This window comes from Nitrospirillum goiasense (genome assembly GCF_034427435.1).
In the GTDB taxonomy this organism is placed as follows: domain Bacteria; phylum Pseudomonadota; class Alphaproteobacteria; order Azospirillales; family Azospirillaceae; genus Nitrospirillum.
In genome coordinates, this window is record NZ_JAXQNP010000002.1 from 1,719,832 (window position 1) to 1,741,614 (window position 21,783).

General features: G+C 68.8%; 15 protein-coding genes and 1 pseudogene. 14 read left to right on the forward strand and 2 right to left on the reverse strand.

Annotated features, from left to right (window positions below):
• Positions 1–101: 101 nt before the first annotated feature.
• The 7 genes from pal to thiD all read left to right on the forward strand — a co-directional run bounded on the left by pal (position 102) and on the right by thiD (position 9,114).
• Entirely contained in the window at positions 102–605 is a 504-nt protein-coding gene (gene pal / locus ULB03_RS10520; protein WP_322483090.1) for a peptidoglycan-associated lipoprotein Pal, read from the forward strand.
• A 294-nt stretch (positions 606–899) separates the two neighbouring features.
• Positions 900–1,952 carry a tol-pal system protein YbgF gene (ybgF, locus tag ULB03_RS10525; protein ID WP_322483091.1) on the forward strand — a complete coding sequence of 351 codons (1,053 nt, stop codon included), beginning with the start codon at positions 900–902 and terminating at the stop codon, positions 1,950–1,952.
• Between the two features lie 24 nt (positions 1,953–1,976).
• Positions 1,977–3,437 carry a tRNA lysidine(34) synthetase TilS gene (tilS, locus tag ULB03_RS10530; RefSeq protein ID WP_322483092.1) on the forward strand — a complete coding sequence of 487 codons (1,461 nt, stop codon included), beginning with the start codon at positions 1,977–1,979 and terminating at the stop codon, positions 3,435–3,437.
• A 114-nt stretch (positions 3,438–3,551) separates the two neighbouring features.
• On the forward strand, positions 3,552–5,492 hold the full coding sequence (gene ftsH, locus ULB03_RS10535; protein WP_322483093.1) for an ATP-dependent zinc metalloprotease FtsH: 1,941 nt from the start codon (positions 3,552–3,554) through the stop codon (positions 5,490–5,492).
• Between the two features lie 158 nt (positions 5,493–5,650).
• A complete protein-coding gene (gene folP / locus ULB03_RS10540; protein ID WP_322483094.1) occupies positions 5,651–6,760 on the forward strand; it encodes a dihydropteroate synthase in 1,110 nt (369 codons plus the stop codon).
• A 157-nt stretch (positions 6,761–6,917) separates the two neighbouring features.
• Positions 6,918–8,297 (forward strand): phosphoglucosamine mutase, encoded by a 1,380-nt coding sequence (gene glmM, locus ULB03_RS10545; RefSeq protein ID WP_322483095.1) that lies wholly within the window; start codon positions 6,918–6,920, stop codon positions 8,295–8,297.
• A gap of 4 nt (positions 8,298–8,301) precedes the next feature.
• The gene (thiD, locus tag ULB03_RS10550; protein ID WP_322483096.1) at positions 8,302–9,114 is read left to right on the forward strand and encodes a bifunctional hydroxymethylpyrimidine kinase/phosphomethylpyrimidine kinase; all 813 of its coding nucleotides are present in this window, start codon (positions 8,302–8,304) and stop codon (positions 9,112–9,114) included.
• Between the two features lie 7 nt (positions 9,115–9,121).
• Here thiD and ULB03_RS10555 read toward each other — a convergent pair whose 3' ends face one another.
• The gene (locus ULB03_RS10555; protein WP_322483097.1) at positions 9,122–10,513 is read right to left on the reverse strand and encodes an aminotransferase-like domain-containing protein; all 1,392 of its coding nucleotides are present in this window, start codon (positions 10,511–10,513) and stop codon (positions 9,122–9,124) included.
• Positions 10,514–10,628: 115 nt separating this feature from the next.
• Between ULB03_RS10555 and ULB03_RS10560 the strand changes: the two genes are divergently transcribed.
• The 6 genes and pseudogenes from ULB03_RS10560 to ULB03_RS10585 all read left to right on the forward strand — a co-directional run bounded on the left by ULB03_RS10560 (position 10,629) and on the right by ULB03_RS10585 (position 18,666).
• Positions 10,629–11,435, forward strand: coding sequence for a PhzF family phenazine biosynthesis protein (locus ULB03_RS10560; RefSeq protein WP_322483098.1), 807 nt, complete (start codon positions 10,629–10,631; stop codon positions 11,433–11,435).
• A 398-nt stretch (positions 11,436–11,833) separates the two neighbouring features.
• Positions 11,834–13,540 (forward strand): hypothetical protein, encoded by a 1,707-nt coding sequence (locus ULB03_RS10565; protein ID WP_322483099.1) that lies wholly within the window; start codon positions 11,834–11,836, stop codon positions 13,538–13,540.
• A gap of 315 nt (positions 13,541–13,855) precedes the next feature.
• A pseudogene (locus ULB03_RS10570) lies at positions 13,856–15,024 on the forward strand (phosphoserine transaminase).
• A gap of 118 nt (positions 15,025–15,142) precedes the next feature.
• Positions 15,143–16,726 (forward strand): phosphoglycerate dehydrogenase, encoded by a 1,584-nt coding sequence (serA, locus tag ULB03_RS10575; protein ID WP_322483100.1) that lies wholly within the window; start codon positions 15,143–15,145, stop codon positions 16,724–16,726.
• 250 nt (positions 16,727–16,976) lie between these two features.
• On the forward strand, positions 16,977–17,324 hold the full coding sequence (locus ULB03_RS10580; RefSeq protein WP_004273812.1) for a methyl-accepting chemotaxis protein: 348 nt from the start codon (positions 16,977–16,979) through the stop codon (positions 17,322–17,324).
• A 292-nt stretch (positions 17,325–17,616) separates the two neighbouring features.
• On the forward strand, positions 17,617–18,666 hold the full coding sequence (locus ULB03_RS10585) for a GGDEF domain-containing protein (protein WP_322483101.1): 1,050 nt from the start codon (positions 17,617–17,619) through the stop codon (positions 18,664–18,666).
• A gap of 53 nt (positions 18,667–18,719) precedes the next feature.
• Here ULB03_RS10585 and ULB03_RS10590 read toward each other — a convergent pair whose 3' ends face one another.
• A complete protein-coding gene (locus tag ULB03_RS10590) occupies positions 18,720–19,076 on the reverse strand; it encodes a hypothetical protein (protein ID WP_322483102.1) in 357 nt (118 codons plus the stop codon).
• Positions 19,077–19,311: 235 nt separating this feature from the next.
• On the opposite strand from ULB03_RS10590, the gene ULB03_RS10595 reads away from it, so the two are divergent.
• Positions 19,312–21,744 (forward strand): ATP-dependent helicase, encoded by a 2,433-nt coding sequence (locus tag ULB03_RS10595; RefSeq protein WP_322483103.1) that lies wholly within the window; start codon positions 19,312–19,314, stop codon positions 21,742–21,744.
• Positions 21,745–21,783: the final 39 nt, after the last annotated feature.

Genomic DNA, 21,783 nt, shown 5'->3' on the forward strand with positions numbered 1-21,783 from the left:
AGCCGCGGCTTGACGGCCGCGGCCGCTGCCTCACTTCAATCGAGATCGCGGTCGCGATAATATCAATCCCACTTAAAGTTGTCCGTAGGGGGTCTCAAACTATGCGCATGAAATACCTGAGCCTGTGTGCGGCTCTGGCCCTGGTGGCCGCTTGCTCCTCCACTCCGGAGAAGAAGGCTGAGGTCGCCACGGCCGGCCAGGCCACTGCCGCTCCGACGCCGGCCCCGGCCAAGCCGACCGGCCCGGTCCCGGGTTCCAAGGAAGACTTCGTGGTCAACGTTGGTGACCGCGTGTTCTTCGGTTACGACAAGTTCGACCTGACCCCGGAAGCCACCGCGACCCTGGATAAGCAGGCCGCTTGGCTGAAGAAGTACGGCCAGGTCACGATCACGATCGAAGGCCACACCGACGAGCGCGGCACCCGCGAGTACAACCTCGCCCTGGGCGAGCGTCGCGCCAACGCCGTGAAGAACTACCTGACCGCCACCGGTGTCGACCTGGCCCGCGTGCAGGTGATCAGCTACGGCAAGGAGCGTCCCGCGGTCCTTGGTTCCAACGAGGCCGCTTGGGCGCAGAACCGTCGCGGCGTGACGGTCATCAACTAAGCTGCCCCATAAGGGTGGTTGGTTCAGGGGCGCCGTTCGACCCATCGGGTCGGGCGGCGCCCTTTTACTTTGTGCATATTACTTTCAGTTTGGTCTTTATTACTTTTGAGGCGGTGCGGTAGGCGGTCCCCTCTTTCGGGGGCGCGTCGGCCGCGCTATCCCCACAGCCGAGCGGAGTCCCGTCCAAAGGCGATTCCCCCTTTGGGCGAACTGCTCTAAGGTCGCGCGTGGCCGGCGGTCTGGACCCGGCCGAGCTTCTCTCCCCGTCCCGCTGATTCTTGCCGGAACCGATCCATGACGCCGTCGCTGTCGTCCCCGATTTCTCTCCGCACCCACAACCGCGCCGGCGCCTGGTGGCGTGGCGCGCTGTCCCACAGGGCCGCCCGCTGTGCCACCCGATGGGCCGCCTTGTGCGGCATGGCCGCTGTCGTCGTGGCCCCGCTGCTGGCGCCGGTGCCGGCCCAGGCGCAAAGCCGGGACATGCAGGACCTGCTGAACCGCCTCTCCCGGCTGGAAACGGATGTGCAGACCCTGTCGCGCGACGTGTACCGCAATGGCGTGAAGCCCTCCGGCCCCATGAACGGTGCCCCCGGCGGCAACGGCCCGTCGGCCGCCGCCGAGATCGAGGTGCTGAAGCTGCAGATGGAAACCCAGACGCAGCAGCAGACCGGCAAGTATGAGGAGCTGGCCTACCAGGTCAGCCAGATCAAGGAACGGCTGGACAAGCTGTCGGCCGACATCGACCTGCGCCTGCAGAAGCTGGAGGACAAGGCCGGCATCGGCCTTGGGGCGTCTGTGGGGGGCGGCGCTGGGGGCGGTGACGCCGGTGCCCCGCCGACCGACCTCAAGGGCGGCAAGCCGCCGCTGCCGTCCACCGACACCGGTCCCGTGCCGCCGCCGGCCGGCAACAAGGGGGCGGCCAATTCCGCCGCCGGGGCCGACTCCGCCGGCACCCTGCCCGCCGGCCCGGTGCAGGACCAGTACGATTATGCCTTCAACCTGCTGCGCCAGGGCGACGCGCCCAATGCGGAGAAGGCCTTCTCCCAATTCCTGAAGCAGAACCCCGACAGCCCGCTGGCGTCCAACGCCCAGTACTGGCTGGGTGAAACCTTCTATATGCGCGGCAACTACAAGGCCGCCGCCGTGGCGTTCGGCGATGGCTACAAGAAGTACCCGAAGAGCAACAAGGGGGCCGACTACCTGCTGAAGCTGGCGCTGTCCCTGGACGGCCTGGGCGACAAGACCAGCGCCTGCGTGGTGCTGAAGCAGTTGGACGCGGACAAGGATGCCGCCCCCACGCTGAAGCGCCGGGGTGAGGACCAGAAGAGCCGCCTGGGCTGTAAGTAAGTCCGGCGCACCCCGGGGGCGGGGATGGCGACGGCAGGGGGCGGCATGGGCGAGGGCGAGTCGATCCCCCCTGGCGGGGTGGACGGGATGGCCATCGACGATGCGCTGTTCGACCGCCTCATGGCGCCCCTGGGGCCGTTCGAGAACGCCCCCCTTCTGGGCGTGGGGGTTTCCGGCGGCCGCGACAGCCTGGCCCTGACCCTTCTGGCCGACCGCTGGGCCCGCGCCCGTGGTGGCGCGGTCCACGCCCTGACCGTCGATCACGGCTTGCGGCCGGAGTCGGCGGCGGAGGCGGCCCAGGTCGGCCGTTGGCTGGCTGGCCGGGGCATCGCCCACACCATCCTCACCTGGACCGGGCCCAAGCCCGCCAGCGGGTTGCAGGCCGCGGCGCGGCAGGCCCGCTATGACCTGCTGGCCGGCGCCTGCCGGGCCCGGGGCATCCTGCATCTGTGCCTGGCCCATCAGCGCGAGGATCAGGCCGAAACCGTGGCCCTGCGCCGCGCCGGGGGCAGCGGCGCCGACGGCCTAGCCGGCATGGCGGCGGCCCGCGCCCTGGCCGATGTCCGCCTGCTGCGGCCCCTGCTTCCCGTCGGGCGCGCCGACTTGGCCGCCACCTGCCGCGCCTTCGGCCAGCCCTGGATCGACGACCCCTCCAACCTCATGGACCGCTATGCCCGGGTCCGTCTGCGGCGCCAGGGTCTGCCCGTGGCGGCGCTGCTGGCCGACGCGGCGACGGCGGGCCGGGCGCGGGCGGCGCTGGACCGTGCCGTTGCCGATGCCGTCGCCCGCCATGGGCTGCTGGCGCCGGAGGGATACGCGGTCCTGGATGCCGAGGCGCTGTTGGCGGACATGGCCCGGCCGGTGGCCCTGCGCCTGCTGTCCGGCCTGGCGGCGGCGCTGGGCGGGCAGCCGTATCCGGCGTCGCCGCAGGGGGCGGAGCGGTTGCTGGCGGCGCTGCCGGGCCTGTGGCGGGCCGACGCCGGCGCCTTGGCCCTGACCCTGGCGGGCTGCCAGGCGCGGCGCTTGGCCGGTGCCGGACGCCCGCTGCTGTTGTTGCGCCAAGGGGGACGCATGGCGCCCCCCGTTCCCCTGGATGCCATGGGGACGCGATGGGATGGGCGGTTCCAGGCGACAGGGGGCGGCATCGTCCCCGGCCTGACCCTGGGCGCGCTGGGGATGGCCGACGCCCGGCGGATGGCCGCGCTGGATCTGGCGGCGTTGGCCCGGATTCCCAAGGCGGTATGGTCCACCTTGCCGGCGCTGCGCCGGGATGGGGCGCTGGTGGCGGTGCCACATCTGGATTGGACCATGGGGCCGCTTGCCCCGGACGCTGGTCAATCAACCGGCGGGCTGGAGGGGGAGGGGGCCTTGCCCCGGCTGGTGTTCCGCCCGCTGTCGCCCCTGGCACCTCCCCCGTTTTTGCCGTCCGATGAGGGCGGACTAAACGTGATGGCAGTTGTCTCGGACGCGCGCGTCATTATCTAATGGGAACAGTCCCGGTGGGTGGCATACTCATCGGGTGGGCTGCGGCCCCCGCCATTGAAACCGATCATGCGGGTCGGGTGGCAGGGCGCGGTTGTCGAGGAAAGGCTGAGAGACGTGAACAACTTCGGTAAAAATTTGGCGCTGTGGGCGTTTATCGGCGTCTTGCTGTTCGTTCTGTTCAACCTTTTCCAGACCTCCACCAATCGGACGACGCAAACCAGCATCCCCTTCAGCGAACTGCTGGAAGAGGTTGAGCGCGGTACCGTCGCCGACGTGACGATCAAGGGGCCGCAGGTCACCGGCCATTTCCGTGACAACCGCACCTTCTCGACCTACGTGCCGCCGGAGAGCAACCTGGTGAGCCGCCTGGCCGACAAGAACGTGAAGATCACGGCGGTGCCGGATGACAGCGGCAATCCCACGCTGTTCAGCATCATCCTGTCCTGGCTGCCCATGCTGGTCCTGATCGGCGTGTGGATCTTCTTCATGCGCCAGATGCAGTCCGGCGGCGGCAAGGCCATGGGCTTCGGCAAGAGCCGCGCCCGCCTGCTGACCGAGAAGGTGGGCCGTGTCACCTTCGACGACGTGGCCGGCATCGACGAGGCCAAGCAGGAACTGGAAGAGATCGTGGAGTTCCTGAAGGACCCGCAGAAATTCCAGCGCCTGGGCGGCAAGATCCCGAAGGGCGTGCTGCTGGTCGGCCCGCCGGGTACGGGTAAGACGCTGACGGCGCGCGCCGTGGCGGGTGAGGCCAACGTGCCATTCTTCACCATCTCCGGCTCCGACTTCGTGGAAATGTTCGTCGGCGTGGGCGCGTCCCGTGTCCGTGACATGTTCGAGCAGGGCAAGAAGAACGCCCCCTGCATCATCTTCATCGACGAGATCGACGCCGTCGGCCGCCATCGTGGCGCCGGCCTGGGCGGCGGTAATGACGAGCGCGAGCAGACCCTGAACCAGTTGCTGGTTGAGATGGACGGCTTCGAGGCGAACGAGGGCGTCATCCTCATCGCCGCCACCAACCGTCCCGACGTGCTGGACCCGGCGCTGCTGCGCCCCGGCCGCTTCGACCGCCAGGTGGTGGTGCCCAACCCCGACGTTTCGGGCCGTGAGAAGATCCTGAAGGTCCACATGCGCAAGGTGCCGCTGGCCCCCGACGTGGACGCCCGCACCATCGCCCGCGGCACCCCCGGCTTCTCCGGCGCCGACCTGTCCAACCTGGTGAACGAGGCCGCCCTGCTGGCCGCCCGCGCCGGCCGCCGCGTGGTCGGCATGGGCGAGTTCGAGGCCGCCAAGGACAAGGTCATGATGGGCGCCGAGCGCCGGTCCATGGTCATGACCGACCGGGAAAAGAAGCTGACCGCTTATCACGAGGCCGGTCACGCCCTGGTCGGCCTGTTCATGCCGGAAAGCGACCCGCTGCATAAGGTCACCATCGTGCCGCGTGGCCGCGCCCTGGGCGTGACCATGAGCCTGCCGGAGCGGGACAAGTACGCTTATTCCAAGATCGAGCTGGAATCCAAGCTGGCCATGATGTTCGGTGGCCGTGTGGCGGAAGAGCTGATCTTCGGGGCGGAGCAGGTGACCACCGGTGCTGGCAACGACATCCAGCAGGCCACCAACATGGCCCGCCGCATGGTGACCGAATTCGGCATGAGCGCGCGGCTGGGCCGGGTGCGCTACAACGCCAATGAGCAGGAAGTGTTCCTGGGCCATTCGGTGACCCAGCAGCAGAACATTTCCGAAGCGACCTCGCAGCTGATCGATGAGGAAATCCGCCGCATCATCGAGGAGGCCGAGGGCCACGCCCGCCACATCCTGACGGAGCACATGGACGACCTGCACAACGTGTCCAACGCCCTGCTGGAATACGAGACGCTGTCGGGTGACGAGGTTCGCGCCCTGTTGCGGGGCGAGAGCATCGTGCGGCCCGAATCGACCGAGCCGCCCAAGGTGCCGCCGCGCGGCGCCGGCCGGCGCACCTCGGTGCCCACCGCCGGTGGCACCACCAGTGCTGAGCCCGGCCCCTTCACGCCGGAACCGCAGCCCGGGACCTGATCCAGGCTCGACCCCTTCGCAAGACCCCCGGTCGCCCCAGGCGCCCGGGGGTTTTGTTTTTTCTGTAGTGCTCCACCGTAGGGCAGGGCTGCCGCCAGGGCGGGTGACGTCGGCGCGGGTGGGGGACTAGGATCGCGGCGTTGCGTGAGAGGGAATTCATGCCATCCGACCTGCCTTCCGTCCCCTCGGACCCGTGGGCGTCCGGGGCACCCGTTGCCGCCGAAGACGTGTATCTGACACCCGTGGGCCTGTTGTCCGGCTTGCATGCCCCCGATGGCCAGCCGCTGGCGGGTACGGCCCTGTCCTTCACCCAGGTGGAGGTGGCGGTGCGCCGCCCCGGTACCGTCGCCCGTAAAGTGATGGACCTGTACGACTTGGCGGCTTGGGCGATGGCGGCGGGCGTGGTGCCGGCGGTTGAGCAGCGCCTGGCCGCCCTGTCGGCGCCGCGCCCGGCCTTCGCCGGCCTGGACCTCTCCCGCCCCCTGGTCATGGGCATCGTCAACGTCACGCCCGACAGCTTTTCCGACGGCGGTGACTTCGCCGCCGCCGATGCCGCCATCGCCCATGGTCGCGCCCTGATGGAAGCAGGCGCCGACGTCCTGGACATCGGTGGCGAGAGCACCCGCCCCGGCGCCGCTCCGGTATCGCCGGCGGAGGAGGCCGCGCGCGTCGTGCCCGTCATCCGCGCGCTGGCGGCGGCGGGGGCGGTCGTCTCCGTCGATACCCGCCACGCCCCGGTCATGGCGGCGGCGCTGGACGCCGGCGCCCATATCATCAACGACATCAGCGCGCTGGAGGGCGACCCCGACAGCCTGGCCCTGGTGGCGGCGCGCGGCTGTCCGGTCGTGCTCATGCACATGCAGGGTGACCCCCGCACCATGCAGCTGGAGCCGCGCTACGCCGACGCCGCCCTGGATGTGATGGATTACCTGATGGCGCGGGTGCAGGCGTGCGTGGCCGCCGGCATCCCGCGCGGGCGCATCGCCGTCGATCCCGGCATCGGCTTCGGCAAGACGGTGGCGCATAATCTGGACATTCTGCGCCACACGGCGCTCTATCATGGCACCGGCTGCGCCCTGCTGGTGGGCCTGTCGCGCAAGCGTTTCCTGGCGGCTTTGTCGCGGGGGGAGGCGCCCAAGGATCGGCTGGCCGGGTCGCTGGCCGGCGGCCTTGCCTGCCTGGACCGGGGCGCGCATATCCTGCGGGTGCACGATGTGGCGGAGACGATGCAGGCGCGGGCCCTGTGGCAGGCGCTGCATGGTCGGTGAGACGATTGAAGGCCGGCGACGGCCGGCCCCGGAGCGAGTACCGCAGGGCGGAGCGAGGAAGCCAAGCCGCCGGATGGTGGCGCCCGGCGTTTGAGGGGGTCTTTTGGCGGTTACGGCAAAAGACCATGTGAGACAAGAATCGATGGCGTGAAAGACGATGGCGCGTAAACTCTTCGGTACCGATGGCATCCGGGGCACGGCCAATACCGAGCCCATGACGGCGGAAACGGCCCTGAAGGTGGCCATGGCGGCCGCCTTGCAGTTCCGGCGCGGCAATCACCGCCACCTGGTGGTCATCGGCAAGGACACCCGCCTGTCGGGCTATATGCTGGAACCGGCGCTGGTGGCCGGATTCGTCTCCATGGGCATGGACGTCACCCTGGTGGGCCCCATGCCCACGCCGGCGGTGGCCATGCTGACGCGCTCCTTGCGCGCCGACATGGGCGTCATGATCTCCGCCTCGCACAATCCCTTTTACGATAACGGCATCAAGCTGTTCGGGCCGGATGGCTACAAGCTGTCGGACGAGGTCGAGGCCGCCATCGAGGCACGCATGGTGGAGGGCTTCGCCGGTGACCTGGCCGGGGCCAAGGACCTGGGCCGCGCCCAGCGCCTGGATGACGCCATCGGCCGCTATATCGAGCAGGCGAAGGCCACCTTCCCGCGTGGCCTGCGCCTGGACGGACTTAAGATCGTGGTCGATTGCGCCAACGGCGCCGCCTACAAGGTGGCGCCCAAGGTGCTGTGGGAACTGGGGGCCGAGGTCATCCCGGTCGCTGTCGCCCCCGATGGCTTCAACATCAACAAGGACTGCGGCGCCACGGCGCCCAAGGCGATGCGGGACGCCGTGGTGGCCCACGGCGCCCACTTGGGCATCGCCCTGGACGGCGATGCCGACCGCCTGATCCTGGCGGACGAGACCGGCACCCAGATCGACGGCGACCAGGTCATGGCCCTGATCGGCTGCGCCAGCGCCGACGCCGGCACCCTGCGCGGCGGCGGCGTCGTGGCGACGGTCATGTCCAACCTGGGCCTGGAACTGCACCTGAAGGGCAGGGGCCTGAGCCTGGCCCGCACCCCCGTCGGCGACCGTTACGTGGTGGAGCATATGCGCGAGCATGGCTTCAACGTGGGTGGCGAACAGTCCGGCCACATCGTCCTGTCCGATCACGGCACCACGGGCGATGGCCTGGTGGCGGCCCTGCAGGTGCTGGCGGTCATCCAGCAGTCGGGCAAGCCGGCGTCGGAGGTGTTGCGCGTCTTCCAGGCGCTGCCCCAGGTGCTGAAGAACGTGCGTTTCGATCCGGCCGGTGGGGCCACCCCCCTGGCCGCGGCCAGCGTCCAGGACGCCATCCGCGCCGGCGAGGCGCGGCTGGGCGCCACCGGCCGGGTGCTGATCCGCAAGTCGGGCACGGAACCCCTGATCCGCGTCATGGCCGAGGGCGACGACCAGGGCCTGGTGACGGCGGTGGTGGACGACATCGTCGCCGCCATCAAGGACGTGGCGCCCGCGCCCGCCGCCAAGGTGGCGGAATAACGCCATGCGCGGCCGTGTCCTGATCGTCGCCGGGTCCGACAGCGGCGGCGGTGCCGGTATCCAGGCGGACATCAAGTCGGTCACGGCCCTGGGCGGGTATGCCATGACGGCGGTTTCCGCCCTGACGGCGCAGGACACCCATGGTGTCCGGTCCGTCATGCCCGTCCCGCCGGACTTCATCGCCCTGCAGATGCGGTTGTGCCTGGCCGACATCGGCGCCGACGCGGTGAAGACCGGCATGCTGGCGTCGGCGGAGGTCATCGAGGCGGTGGCCGAGGTGCTGAGCGAGGTGGGCGTGCCCGCCCTGGTGGTCGATCCGGTCATGGCGGCCAAGGGCGGCCAGCGCCTGCTGGAGGATCGCGCCCTGTCGGTGGCCATCGAGCGCCTGTTGCCCATCACCACCCTGCTGACCCCCAACACGGTGGAGGCCGCCGCCCTGACCGGCCTGCCCCTGGAAAGTTTCGAGGGCGACAGCCTGGACGGCATGCGCCGGGCGGCCGAGCGCCTGCTGGAGTTCGGTGCCCATGCCGTGCTGGTCAAGGGCGGCCATCGCGCCGGCCCCGTGGTGACCGACCTGCTGGTGACGCGGGGTGGGGAGCACAGCTACACCGCCCCCCGCCGGGAGACGGTCCACACCCATGGCACCGGCTGCACCCTGGCCTCCGCCATCGCCTGCGGCCTGGCCCAGGGCCTGGAGATGCCTAAGGCGGTGGAAAGGGCGCACGCCTACGTGCAGGAGGCCATCCGCACCGCCCCCGGCTTCGGCGGCGGCCACGGCCCCCTGAACCACGCGCACACCGTTCGGCCGTTTCCGTAAGGCACTGTCAGACGAAACTCTCGCCCATGGCCGCCGGCTCCGCCAGCAGGGCGGCCACCGTGCGCAGGCCCTGGTCCAGCAAGTCCGTCCGCTCCACCCCGCCGATGCAGACGCGCACGGCATGCGGCGTGTCGCCCCGGGCCACGGCGAAGGCGTCGGCGGGCGTGACGCGCACCCCGCGGCTCAACAGGGCGCGGGCGAAATCCTCCCGCCGCCAGGGTTCGGGCAGGCTCAGCCACAGGTGGGGGCAGGCGGGGTCGGAGGTGGCGCCGGGCAGCAGGCGGCGCGCCTGGGCCTGGCGGTCCGCCACCAGGGTCCGCCGCTGGGTGGCACTTTCCAGGGCCGCGCCGGACAGGATGAATTCCGCCGCCAATTCCGCTCCCAGCGGGTTGACGCCCAGCAAGGTGGCGCGCAGCAGGGTGCGCACCCGGTCTATCAGGGGCGGGGGGCACAGCAGGAAGCCGGTGCGCAGGCCGGGCATCAGGTTCTTCGACAGGCTGGTCAGGAACAGCACCCGTTCCGGGTCCAGCGCCGCCAGGGGCGGCAGATCCGGGCCATCGGCCAGGAATCCGTAGACATCATCCTCCACCACCCGGATGCCGGCGCGGCGGCAGGCGGCCATCACCGCGCGCCGGCGCTCCGCCCCTTGCGTCACCGTGGTGGGGTTGTGCAGCCGGGGCATGCAGTAGAGGGCGTGGGCGCCGTGCGCGTCCGCCGCCTGTTCCAGCGCGTCAGGCAGCAGCCCCTCGCCATCCATGGCCACCGGCACCAGCCGCAGGTCCAGCAGGCCCGCCAACGGCTTCACCGCCGGATAGGACAACTGCTCCACCAGCAGGCTGTCGCCCGGCCGGGTGATGGCGGCCAGGGCCAGGTGCATGGCGTTCTGCCCCCCGGCGGTGGGCAGGACACGGGACGGATCGACGGTCAGCCCGGTGGTCTGCTCGATCCACAGGGCGGCCGCCTGGCGATGCCGGGCGCTGCCATTCACCGGCGGATACTGCATCAGGCCCGACAGATCGTTGCGCTCCGCCAGCGAGGCCAAGGCCTGGCGCAAGCGGTCCTCGTTGGGGTGTTGGGTCAGGGCGTTCACCGACAGGTCGATGATGCCGCTGTCGTCCCCCGGCACCTCCGCCGGGCGGGGGTCGCGCACGAAGGTACCGCGCCCCACCTCGCCGCCGATCAGGCCGCCGCGCTCCGCCTCCGCATAGGCGCGGGTGACGGTGCCCACGGTCACGCCCAGGCGCCAGGCCAGGTCGCGGTGGGTGGGCAGCTTGGCGCCGATGGGCAGCGCGCCGCTGTCGATGTCGTCCCGCAAGGCGGCGGCGATGGCGCGGTAGCGCGGCCCGGGACGCTGGCTGATGTCGGGCAGCCAGCGCGGCTGTTTCTCCGTCATTGTCATGGCGACAATATCCGCATTGATGGGACAATGTCCCTGTTCTATTCCGGGATTGTGCCTATTGTCACCTGCCTTCCTCGGGAGACAGGCTCATCCCCAGCAGCGGAGTGTCATCGCCATGCGCCTGCCCATCTATCAGATCGACGCCTTCACCAGCGCCGTGTTCAGCGGCAACCCCGCGGCGGTGGTGCCCCTGGACGCCTGGCTGCCGGAAGCGCGGATGCAGGCCATCGCGGCGGAGAACAACCTGTCGGAAACCGCCTTCGTCGTGCCGCCGGGGGACACCGACGGGGGGGCCTGGGGCTTGCGCTGGTTCACGCCCGAGGTGGAGGTCGATCTGTGCGGCCATGCCACCCTGGCGACGGCGCACCTGATCATGAACATCCTGCAGCCCGGGACGGATCGGGTGGTGTTCAGCACCCAGAAGGCGGGCCTGCTGACCGTGACGCGGGAGGGGGGGCGGTTGACCCTGGACTTCCCCACCCGGGCGCCGGGGGCGCCGGACACGGTTCATCCCGGCCTGGTGACCGCCCTGGGCGGCCCGGCGCCCACCGCCATCCTGGCCGCGCGCGACTATCTGGTGGTCTATGACCATGCCGCCGACGTGCGGGCGCTGACGCCGGATGCGGCTGGGCTCATGGACATCGACCGTTTCGCGGTGATCGTCACGGCCCCCGGCGACGAACCGGGCGTGGACTTCGTCTCCCGCTTCTTCGCCCCGGCCAAGGGGGTGCTGGAAGATCCGGTCACCGGTTCCGCCCACTGCACCCTGATCCCCTATTGGGCGGACCGCTTGGGTGTCGACCGCCTGAGCGCCCGGCAGGTGTCGCGCCGGGGTGGGGAACTGGGCTGTCGGCTGGCGGGCGACCGCGTGCATATCAGCGGTGACGCGGTCCTGTTTCTGGAAGGACACATCCACATCTGACGACCTGCCCGGCTGCCGGCGCCGGCCCACCGCTGCGCGCCGGTGGGCCTATGCCGTTCAGCCGATTGATCCCGACACTCCCTTTTGGGGAGGATGCGCCCCTGCCCCGGAGTCGGAAGGGGTATGACACCGGTTGGTCTGCCCCCTTCCGGCGAGTCGCCCCCTTCCGCTCTGGGCAAGTCCAACCCGGGGTAGCGTCAGCCGGTGATTTACCCTGGTATGCCGCTCCCGGAAGTGGTGGTTGCGGACATTACCGTTTACCCGGCCCGTTGGATGCGGGATGATGGACCACGCAGTCATAAAATGGGGCGTTTAAGCTGTATTAATCATACGGCCGCGCCCCGCTATTGGTCGGAGCCAGGGTCCCAGTGGAGAGGCAACAGCATCTGGTCGGAACGGTGAAAACCGCGTTCGAGCTGCACAGCCTGCACAATGACCAGTGGCTTCTGGTCAAGGAAGGGCCCGACTTGCGGCAGATCGAGCCGGCCGCCGCCCTGCTCATCGACCGCAAGGAGGTCGACGGCGTGCGTATCGTCCGCCGCCGTGACTATCTGGACCACGACTTTAAAAGCCATATCACGGTGCGCAAGCGCCTGCGCCCCGGCGTGGCGGAGACGGATCCGCTGCAGATCGCCAACCCCGGCCGCGACGCCTCCTGGTGCGACAAGCCGGAGGACTTCACCGGGGACATCCAGCGCCAAGTCATCCGAGGCCTGTTCGCCCGCTATCTCGATGAGAACCGGCTGACCCCGCTGGAGGTGCTGTACTACGAGGTGGCCGCGCGGGCGCTGGACAATGCCGGCACCCTGGTGCAGGGCGCCCTGCAACGCCTGGCCAGCCAACAGGTGCGCGGCAGCCAGCAGACCGCCGTGTCGCGCATGAAGGAACTGATGGCCATGGTGGATGACGGTCTCAGCCGTCTGGTGGCCAAGTCCAAGGGCAATCCGGTGCCACCGCTGGCGCCGGGCGGTCTTAAGGCGCTGTCGGAAAAGCTGGCCGCTGGCGGGGCCGACCCCATTCCCGGGCTGTACCGCGCCACCGCCGCCTATCTGGCGGGCACCAAGACCTGGATGGAAAAGCTGGACCGGTTGTTCCGGCTGTTCACCCCCGACCTAACCGTGCGCGAGATGCGCATCATCGACAGCATCGCGGCGGAGATCATGGGGTCGTCCCTGGCGCTGCGCGAACTGGTGGGGAAGGAGGCGGACCGCATCGAACTGGTGCTGAACGCCATCAACCTCTATGTCGGCAAGTTGGGCAAGGTGGACATGGACGCCGGCGGCAGCCACCCGCCGGGCGTCATCGCCCTGTCCGAACTGCTGGCCCAGGGCGTGCTGCCCCGGACACTGGCGGAGCTGCGCCTGGGCCTGCTGCGCCACCTGCACGCGCGCCTGCCGTTCCATGGCGAGCGGCACATCCAGGATGAGTTGCGCGCCCTGGTCCGCATCCAGGACCATCTCAAGGTCACGGCGCCGTCCCTGGTGAACGATGAGGAAATCCAGGAAGCGATCGCGCTGCGCGCCGACAAGCTGATCCAGCCCGAGGCCATGGCCGACGTCATGGCCATGGCCCGGGGCACCTACGCCAAGATCAACCTGGTGCTGAGCCTGGTGAACATGGCCCCCGGGCGACAGGCCCGGGCCAAGCTGGCGCCGTATTTGCGCTCACTCATCGTGCCCGACGACATCGTCTGGGACATGGGCTGCCAGAACCGGCGCATGGACATCATCCCACCCTTGAGCGAATTGGCCGACCGCATCCAGAACGCCGGTCTGCCGGACGCCTCGAAGCGCGAAATCCTGGACATCCTGGACAGCGCCTTGTTCGAGACGGTGCGGACGGACATTGTCGGCAACCAGGCCATGGGTTTCGCCGACCGCATGCTGGCCCTCATCAACACCTGCGGCGGCTTGCCGGAGGGCAGGGCCCGCACCTTCGCCAGCGACACGCTGACCACGGCCTTGCGCCGGCCGGAGTTCATCCTGAACTACCTGGAACAATTCGACAGCGCGACCGAACGTCGGGATAACTATTTCAAGCTGTGCGAGGCCCTGGCCGCCAGCCGTCTGGTGCCCCCCGCCTTGATCCCCCACGCGGCGGCTTGATTTTATCGTTCCCTCAGGTGCCGGGCGCCGCCATCCGGCGGCTTGGCTGATCCTCCCTTTTCAGTCCACTGCGTTCCCCGAAAAGGTCCGGCGGACGCGGTCGCGTCCTACAGCGACATGAGCACATCGCATGCCGCTGGTACGGAAGTGGCTCGCGTCGCCTTATCCGAAAGGATGTTTCGCGGTGCATTCCGGCATGGCAGCAATGTGTCGTCGCCATGCCGTCATGATTGACGTTCTTGCGCGGCGCCCATAAGGTCCGCAGCGGGACACGCCTCCCCAACGAGGCGCAACTATTCTGCAAGGAATAGCATCATGACCGTACCGCCGAAGCCCGAGAGCCGGCCGTCGAATCCGAATTTCTCCTCTGGTCCCTGTGCCAAGCGTCCGGGTTGGACGCTGGAAGCCTTGAAGGGCGCCCTGGTGGGCCGCTCGCACCGGTCCAAGCCCGGCAAGGCCAAGCTGCAAGAGGTCATCGACCGCAGCCGCGCCCTTCTGAACATCCCGGCTGATTACCGCATCGGTATCGTCCCGGCTTCCGACACCGGCGCCGTGGAAATGGCCCTGTGGTCCCTGTTGGGCGCCCGTGGCGTCGACATGGTCGCCTGGGAAAGCTTCGGCAAGGATTGGGTGACCGACGTCGTGAAGCAGCTGAAGCTGGCCGACGCCCGCACCTTCACCGCCGGTTACGGCAAGCTGCCCGACCTGGCGCAGGTCGATTTCAAGAACGACGTGGTCTTCACCTGGAACGGCACCACCTCCGGCGTGCGCGTGCCCGATGGTGAGTGGATCGCGGCCGACCGCGAAGGCCTGACCATCTGCGACGCCACCTCCGCCGCGTTCGCCATGGACCTGCCCTGGGACAAGCTGGATGTGGTCACCTGGTCCTGGCAGAAGGTGCTGGGCGGTGAGGCGGCCCACGGCATGCTGGTGCTGAGCCCCCGCGCCGTCGCCCGCCTGGAAAGCTACAAGCCGGCTTGGCCGCTGCCCAAGATCTTCCGCATGACCAAGGACGGCAAGATCGTCGAAGGCATCTTCAAGGGCGAGACCATCAACACCCCCTCCATGCTGGCGGTGGAAGATGCCCTGGACGGCCTGCGTTGGGCCGAGTCCGTAGGCGGCTTGAAGGGCTTGATCGAGCGCTCCGAAAGCAACCTGGCCGCCGTGGCCGATTGGGTCGCCGCCGGCACCACCGCGGCCTTCCTGGCCGAGGTGCCCGCCACCCGCTCCTGCACCTCCATCTGCCTGAAGTTCGCCGACCCGAAGCTGGCCGGCCAGACGCCCGAAGTCCAGGCGGAGGTGGCGAAGAAGGTGGCGTCCCTGCTGGAAAAGGAAGGCGTGGCGCTGGACGCCGGCGCCTACCGCGACGCCCCCCGGGCCTGCGCATTTGGGGCGGCGCCACGGTGGAGCGGTCGGACATCCAGGCGCTGCTGCCCTGGATCGACTGGGCCTATGCCACGGTCGCGGCCGAACTGGTCGCCTGAACCCGCGCCTTTAGCGTCTTACACGCCTATTCCCGAGACATAACGGCCTGGCGCCGCCATGCACCTGGACTCCGTCCAGCGGCGGCGCCGGCCCATCCTCTAGAAGGATCAGAGAGCCATGCCCAAGGTTCTTATTTCGGACAGCCTGAGCCCCCGCGCCGTCGAGATTTTCAAGGAGCGCGGTGTCGAGGTCGACGTCATCACCGGCCTGAAGCCCGATGAGCTGAAGGCCATCATCGGCAAGTACGATGGCCTGGCCATCCGCTCGTCTACCAAGGTCACCAAGGAAGTCCTGGCCGTCGCCACCAACCTGAAGGTGGTCGGGCGCGCCGGCATCGGTGTCGACAACGTGGACGTGCCCGCCGCCACCGCCAGCGGCGTGGTGGTCATGAACACCCCGTTCGGCAATTCCATCACCACCGCCGAGCACGCCATCGCCATGATGTTCGCGCTGGCCCGTGAAATCCCGGCCGCCAACACCTCCACCCACGCCGGCAAGTGGGAAAAGAACCGCTTCATGGGTGTGGAGCTGTACGGCAAGACCCTGGGCGTCATCGGTTGCGGCAACATCGGCTCCATCGTCGCCGACCGCGCCGTGGGCCTGAAGATGCGCGTCGTCGCGTTCGACCCCTTCCTGTCGGCCGAGCGCGCCCAGGACCTGGGCGTGGAGAAGGTGGAGCTGGATGAGCTGCTGCGCCGCGCCGACTTCATCACCCTGCACACGCCGCTGACCGACGCCACCCGCAACGTCCTGGACGCCAAGGCCCTGGCCAAGACCAAGCCGGGCGTGCGCATCATCAACTGCGCCCGCGGCGGCCTGATCGTCGAGGCCGACCTGAAGGCGGCGCTGGACAGCGGCCATGTCGCCGGCGCCGCCCTGGACGTGTTCGCCGAGGAGCCGGCCAAGGAAAGCATCCTGTTCGGCAACGAGAAGATCATCTGCACGCCGCACCTGGGCGCCTCCACCACCGAGGCGCAGGAGAACGTGGCCCTGCAGGTGGCCGAGCAGATGTCCGACTTCCTGGTGACCGGCGCCGTGGTCAACGCGCTGAACATGCCGTCGGTCTCCGCCGAGGACGCGCCCAAGCTGAAGCCCTACATGAAGCTGGCCGAGCAGTTGGGCGGCTTCGCCGGCCAGATCACCGAGACCGGCCTGAAGTCGGTGACGGTGGAGTATGAGGGCCAGGTCGCCGACCTGAACACCCGTCCGCTGACCGCCATCGTGCTCATGGGCCTGCTGTCGCCGCTGCTGGCGTCGGTCAACATGGTCAACGCCCCCGTGATCGCCCGCGAGCGGGACATCAAGGTGGCGGAAACCAAGCGGGAGGAGGCCGCCGACTACCAGACGCTGATTCGCGTGGTGGTGCAGACCGAGCGCGCGACCCGCACCGTGGCCGGCACGCTCTTCGGCGGTGAGAAGCCCCGCATCGTGCAGATCGAGGAAGTGCCGGTCGAAGCGGAACTGAGCGAGCACATGCTGTTCATCCGCAACGAGGACAAGCCCGGTTTCATCGGCAAGCTGGGCACCACCCTGGGCGATGCCGGCGTGAACATCGCCACCTTCCACCTGGGCCGCACCGAGGCCGGCGCCAACGCCATCGCGCTGGTGTCCGTGGACCAGGAGGTCAACGACGCCCTGCTGGAACGCATCCAGGGCCTGCCCAGCGTGGTGCGCGCCAAGGCGCTGCGTTTCCAGGCCTAAGGCCCCGCTGACGGGACTATGGAAAGCCGCCCCGGGGAACTGACCCTGGGGCGGCTTTTCTTATGGCCTGGTCGTCCACTCCTTGATCATTCCGGTTCCGAACCAAATAAATCGGACCATATGCATATGGTCCGATTTTGTGCGTCCCGGCCCCTGTTCTTCTGTGGTATTAGAAAGCACCGGGTTGGCCGTCCCGGCAGGGACCCCCGGCCACCGTTCAGCGACACTCATTCAACCCTAGGTGCCATCGATGAGCTCCACGCCCACCAGTCTGTCGAAGACCGAGTTGTCCTCCGCCCTCCAGGAAATCAGCCGGGAACTGGAAGGCCTGCGCGCCGAGATCGAGAAGGTGGGCACCGTCGCCCAGCAGATTGACGCCATCGCCAAGCAGACCAATCTGTTGGCGCTGAACGCCACCATCGAGGCGGCCCGCGCGGGTGAGGCCGGCAAGGGCTTCGCCGTCGTGGCCGGCGAGGTGAAGAACCTGTCGGGCCAGACCGCCGCCGCCACCGCGGAAATCTCCGCCGTGCTGCAGAGCCTGACCAAGCGCACCCAGCACCTGGGCCAGCTGGTGGAGCGGGCGATCACCTCCGCCTGACAAGGTTAAGAGCGACCTGGAAAGAGTCGCCCTGTATTCACAGGCCCGCGCCCGGAGATGGTCCCCAGGCGCGGGCCTGTTTCTTTTCCGGCCAAGGATGATTTCTCGGCCGCACCCTTTGCCGGGTTGCCTGAACGCGCGGCCAACAATTCTGGATAAGGCCTGTCCGGCCGCTTTCCCTTGTTGGCAACCTTGACGGTTTATGACTTATTCTTATGGGGTAGATGGGGCGGTCGAGAGGACCGGCGCCCTGGCCCCTTGGCCAGCCCACTCACAGATGGCGGGAGAGTACGTGCTGTTCGCGGAGGGACCCCAGGCTGCCGGCCAGCTCGCCCAGCAGGCGATGGATCGCATGCGCGCCGAGGCTGTGGCCCCGCATCCCCACAACTTCACCGTCTGGTACGCCTATTACAGCGGCCGCTATCCGGACCTGACCCGCGCCGTCGACATCATCGCCAGCAACGGCCTGCCCTTCACGGAGGCGCGGTGCGGCGACCTGTACCACAAGTTCTTCGCCGCCGATGGCGAACTCCAGGCCATGCAGGAGATCGGGGACAAGCTGACCGAGGCCCTGGCCGGCATCGCCACCACCCTGTCCTCCGCCGGCAATGACGCCGGCAATTTCGGCGCGGCGCTCAAGACGTTCCAAGGCCAGGCCGAGCTGTCGGACACGCTGGCCCAGTTGCGCGGCATCATCCGCGTCATGACGGAGCAGGCGCAGCGCGTCGCCGTGCGCAACCAGTTCCTGCAAACCCAGCTGACCGACAGCGCGCACCAGCTGGAGAACATGCGCCGCGACCTGGACACCGTCCGGCGCGAGGCCATGACCGACGCGCTGACGGAGCTTGCCAACCGCAAGCAGTTCGACCAGGCCCTGCGCGAGGCCGCCGCCGCCGCCATGGAGGATGGGCGCCCCCTGTGCCTGCTGATGATCGACATCGACTTCTTTAAGAAGTTCAACGACAACCATGGCCATGTCGTGGGCGACCAGGTGCTGAAGCTGGTGGGCCGCACCCTGAAGGACTCGGTGCGCGGCCGGGACACCGCGGCCCGGTTCGGCGGCGAGGAATTCGCCATCGTCATGCCGGAATGCACCCTAGACGAGGCGCTGGCCTTCGCCGAGCAGACCCGGGCCACCATCGCCAACCGCCGCATCGTCAAGCGCACGTCCGGCGCGCCCATCGGCAATATCACCCTGTCCGTGGGCGTCGCCTTATATGAGCTGGGCGAGTCGCTGGGCCGTTTCATCCAGCGCGCGGATGAGGCGCTCTACGTGGCCAAGCATGAAGGCCGCAACCAGGTGCGGGCGCATGTCCACGCGGGCGAGGCGGCGTTTGTCTGAGGGGCCGGCTAGACAGCCAGCCGGTATGGCGCTTTAGGCGCGGCGCCGCACCCTTACCACTTGCGCTCGGTCTTCATGCCGCCGGCGTTGATGGCGTCCAGGAAGGCGCTGCCGGTGGACTTGCGGTCGCGGGTGGCGCGCAGCGTGCCGGGCGACCGGGTGGTGGTCACCACCTTGACGGCCGCCTCCGTCGCGTCCGTCTGGATTTGCCGGCGCACGTCGGGCTCCAGCGACTCGAACGCCTCCCGGGCGAAGACCAGCGCGTTTTCCGACCGGGTTTCCAGAACCTGGCGCAAGGCGTTGGCCGCCATGAGGCATTCCAGCCGCTCCGGCCCGGACAGGTCGTCCAGGACGTCGGCCAGGATGCCGATCGCTTGCAGCGTCTTGGTATCGTTCAAGCGCAGGTTCATCGGTTCACTCCCCGCTTCGCCGGCCGCCGCCCATACAGCATGGGCCGGACGAAGGGCTTCATCACGTCGACCCTCATCTTTCCACCATATGAACCACTTGTGCAACGGGATAGGTGCTCTGGCTTTCGCCGGGGCGTTCTTCCGGCGGGTGGGTCCAGCGGATGGGGTAGCCTGCCCGATGGCGCTTAAGCGGGGGGCAGACGCGGGCGGCGCGTGTGCTATATATGTTCCCATCATGACCGATCTGTTTTCCCGTCTGGACCCGCCAGCACCGCCCAAGCCCGCCCAGCCTGAAAAGGACGGGCGCCAGGCGGGCGCACCCCTTGCCGCGCCCACCGCCACCGCCCCGCGCCCGGCGCCAGCGCCGCCCCCGCCGCCGCCGCCCGGCTGGTCCCCCGCCTATCTCGATGCGTTGAACCCGGCGCAGCGCGAGGCGGTGGAAGCGCTGGACGGCCCCGTCCTGGTGCTGGCCGGCGCCGGCACGGGCAAGACCCGGGCGCTGACCACCCGCCTGGCCCATCTGCTGATGACCCGGCGCGTCAGCCCCTGGAACATCCTGGCCGTCACCTTCACCAACAAGGCGGCGCGCGAAATGCGCGAGCGCGTGGGCGCGCTGGTCGGGGGCGATACCGAGGGCTGGTGGATGGGCACCTTCCACGCCCTGGCCGCCCGCATCCTGCGCCGCCATGCCGAGCTGGTGGGACTGACCTCCAGCTTCACCATCCTGGACACCGACGACCAGTTGCGCCTGCTGAAGCAGCTGATGGAGGCGGAGGGGGTGGACGCCAAGAAGTGGCCGGCCCGCCTGCTGCTGTCGGTCATCGAGCGGTGGAAGGACCGGGCCCTGCCGCCCGACCGCCTGCGCCCCGAGGACGCGGGCGAGGCCGCCGGCGGCAAGGTGCTGACCCTGTACCGCCAATACCAGGAACGCCTGCGCACGCTGAACGCCTGCGACTTCGGCGACCTGCTGATGCACAACATCACCCTGTTCCAGGCCCATTCGGACGTGCTGGCGGATTATCATCGCCGCTTCCGCTACATCCTGGTGGACGAGTACCAGGACACCAACGTGGCGCAGTATTTGTGGCTGCGCCTGTTGGCCCAGGCGCATCACAACATCTGCTGCGTCGGTGACGACGACCAGTCCATCTATGGCTGGCGCGGGGCGGAGGTGGGCAACATCCTGCGGTTCGAGCAGGACTTTCCCGGCGCCAAGGTCATCCGCCTGGAACAGAACTACCGCTCCACCGGGCATATCCTGGGGGCCGCCGCCGGCGTTATCGCCCACAACCAGGGCCGCCTGGGCAAGACGCTGTGGACCGAGGCCGAGGGCGGGGAGAAGGTGCGCCTGCGCGGCCTGTGGGACGCCGACAGCGAGGCGCGCTGGGTGGGTGACGAGGTGGAGGCGCTGCAGCGCAAGGGCATGAGCCTGGATCAGATGGCCGTGCTGGTGCGCGCCGGCTTCCAGACCCGTGAGTTCGAAGAGCGTTTCATCACCCTGGGCCTGCCCTATCGCGTGGTGGGCGGCCAGCGCTTCTATGAGCGCCTGGAAATCCGCGACGCCATGGCCTATCTGCGCGTGGTCGCGCAGCCAGCGGACGATCTGGCGTTCGAGCGCATCATCAACACGCCCAAGCGCGGCATCGGCCCCGCCACCATCCAGCAGCTATACCAGACCAGCCGCGCCCTGGGCGTGCCGCTGCTGGAGGCGACTTGGCGCCTGACCGAGACGGATGAGCTGAAGCCCAAGGTGCGCGGCACCCTGCGCGGCCTGGTGGAGGACTTCGCCCGCTGGCGGGCGCAGATGGACACCGTGCGCCACACCGACCTGGCCCAAGCCATCCTGGATGAGAGCGGCTACACCCGCATGTGGCAGGAGGACAAGACGCCGGAGGCGCCGGGCCGCCTGGAAAACCTCAAGGAACTCGTCAACGCCATGGGCGAGTTCGAGAACCTGCTGGGCTTCCTGGAGCATGTCAGCCTGGTGATGGAGAACGCGGAGACGGTGGATTCCGCCCAGGTCTCGCTCATGACCCTGCACGGCGCCAAGGGGCTGGAGTTCAACGTGGTCTTCCTGCCGGGGTGGGAGGAGGGGGTGTTCCCTAGCCAGCGCACCCTGGATGAGAACGGCATCGCGGGGCTGGAGGAGGAGCGGCGTCTGGCCTATGTCGGCATCACCCGGGGCCGCAAGCGCGTCTATATAAGCCACGCCGCCAACCGCCGCATCCATGGCACCTGGTCCACCAGCCTGCCGTCCCGCTTCATCGGCGAACTGCCTGAGGAGCACATCACGGTGGAGAACGACCCCGGGCTCACCTCCGGGCATTGGGGGGCGGGGATGGGCGGCACCGATGGCGGCTACAGCCGGGGCGGCTCGTCCTGGGGGGGCCGCAGCGACAGTTTCAGCGACAGCTTCAACCGGATGGGCCGCCAGGCGCCGGCGGGCAACCGCACCAGCCGCCTGATCGAAGGCACGGCCCTGGACGTCACCCCCCGTGCCCGCCCGGACGCGCCTTTCCGCCCCGGCGCCCGCGTCTTCCACCAGAAGTTCGGCTATGGCGTGGTGAAGGCGGTGGAAAACGACAAGCTGGAGATCTACTTCGAACACTCCGGCACGAAGAAGGTCATGGACAGCTTCGTCGTGCCGGCGGATCAGGCGGGGAAATAGGGAGTTCTATTGTCCCCCCAGGCGCCAGGCGCCAGGCGC

Excerpts from the sequence above, each read along its gene's own strand:
- pal (WP_322483090.1), top strand. The coding sequence starts at position 102 with ATGCGCATGAAATACCTGAGCCTGTGTGCGGCTCTGGCCCTGGTGGCC.
- ybgF (WP_322483091.1), top strand. The coding sequence starts at position 900 with ATGACGCCGTCGCTGTCGTCCCCGATTTCTCTCCGCACCCACAACCGC.
- tilS (WP_322483092.1), top strand. The coding sequence starts at position 1,977 with ATGGCGACGGCAGGGGGCGGCATGGGCGAGGGCGAGTCGATCCCCCCT.
- folP (WP_322483094.1), top strand. The coding sequence starts at position 5,651 with ATGCCATCCGACCTGCCTTCCGTCCCCTCGGACCCGTGGGCGTCCGGG.
- glmM (WP_322483095.1), top strand. The coding sequence starts at position 6,918 with ATGGCGCGTAAACTCTTCGGTACCGATGGCATCCGGGGCACGGCCAAT.
- thiD (WP_322483096.1), top strand. The coding sequence starts at position 8,302 with ATGCGCGGCCGTGTCCTGATCGTCGCCGGGTCCGACAGCGGCGGCGGT.
- ULB03_RS10555 (WP_322483097.1), bottom strand. The coding sequence starts at position 10,513 with ATGACAATGACGGAGAAACAGCCGCGCTGGCTGCCCGACATCAGCCAG.
- ULB03_RS10560 (WP_322483098.1), top strand. The coding sequence starts at position 10,629 with ATGCGCCTGCCCATCTATCAGATCGACGCCTTCACCAGCGCCGTGTTC.
- serA (WP_322483100.1), top strand. The coding sequence starts at position 15,143 with ATGCCCAAGGTTCTTATTTCGGACAGCCTGAGCCCCCGCGCCGTCGAG.
- ULB03_RS10580 (WP_004273812.1), top strand. The coding sequence starts at position 16,977 with ATGAGCTCCACGCCCACCAGTCTGTCGAAGACCGAGTTGTCCTCCGCC.
- ULB03_RS10590 (WP_322483102.1), bottom strand. The coding sequence starts at position 19,076 with ATGAACCTGCGCTTGAACGATACCAAGACGCTGCAAGCGATCGGCATC.
- ULB03_RS10595 (WP_322483103.1), top strand. The coding sequence starts at position 19,312 with ATGACCGATCTGTTTTCCCGTCTGGACCCGCCAGCACCGCCCAAGCCC.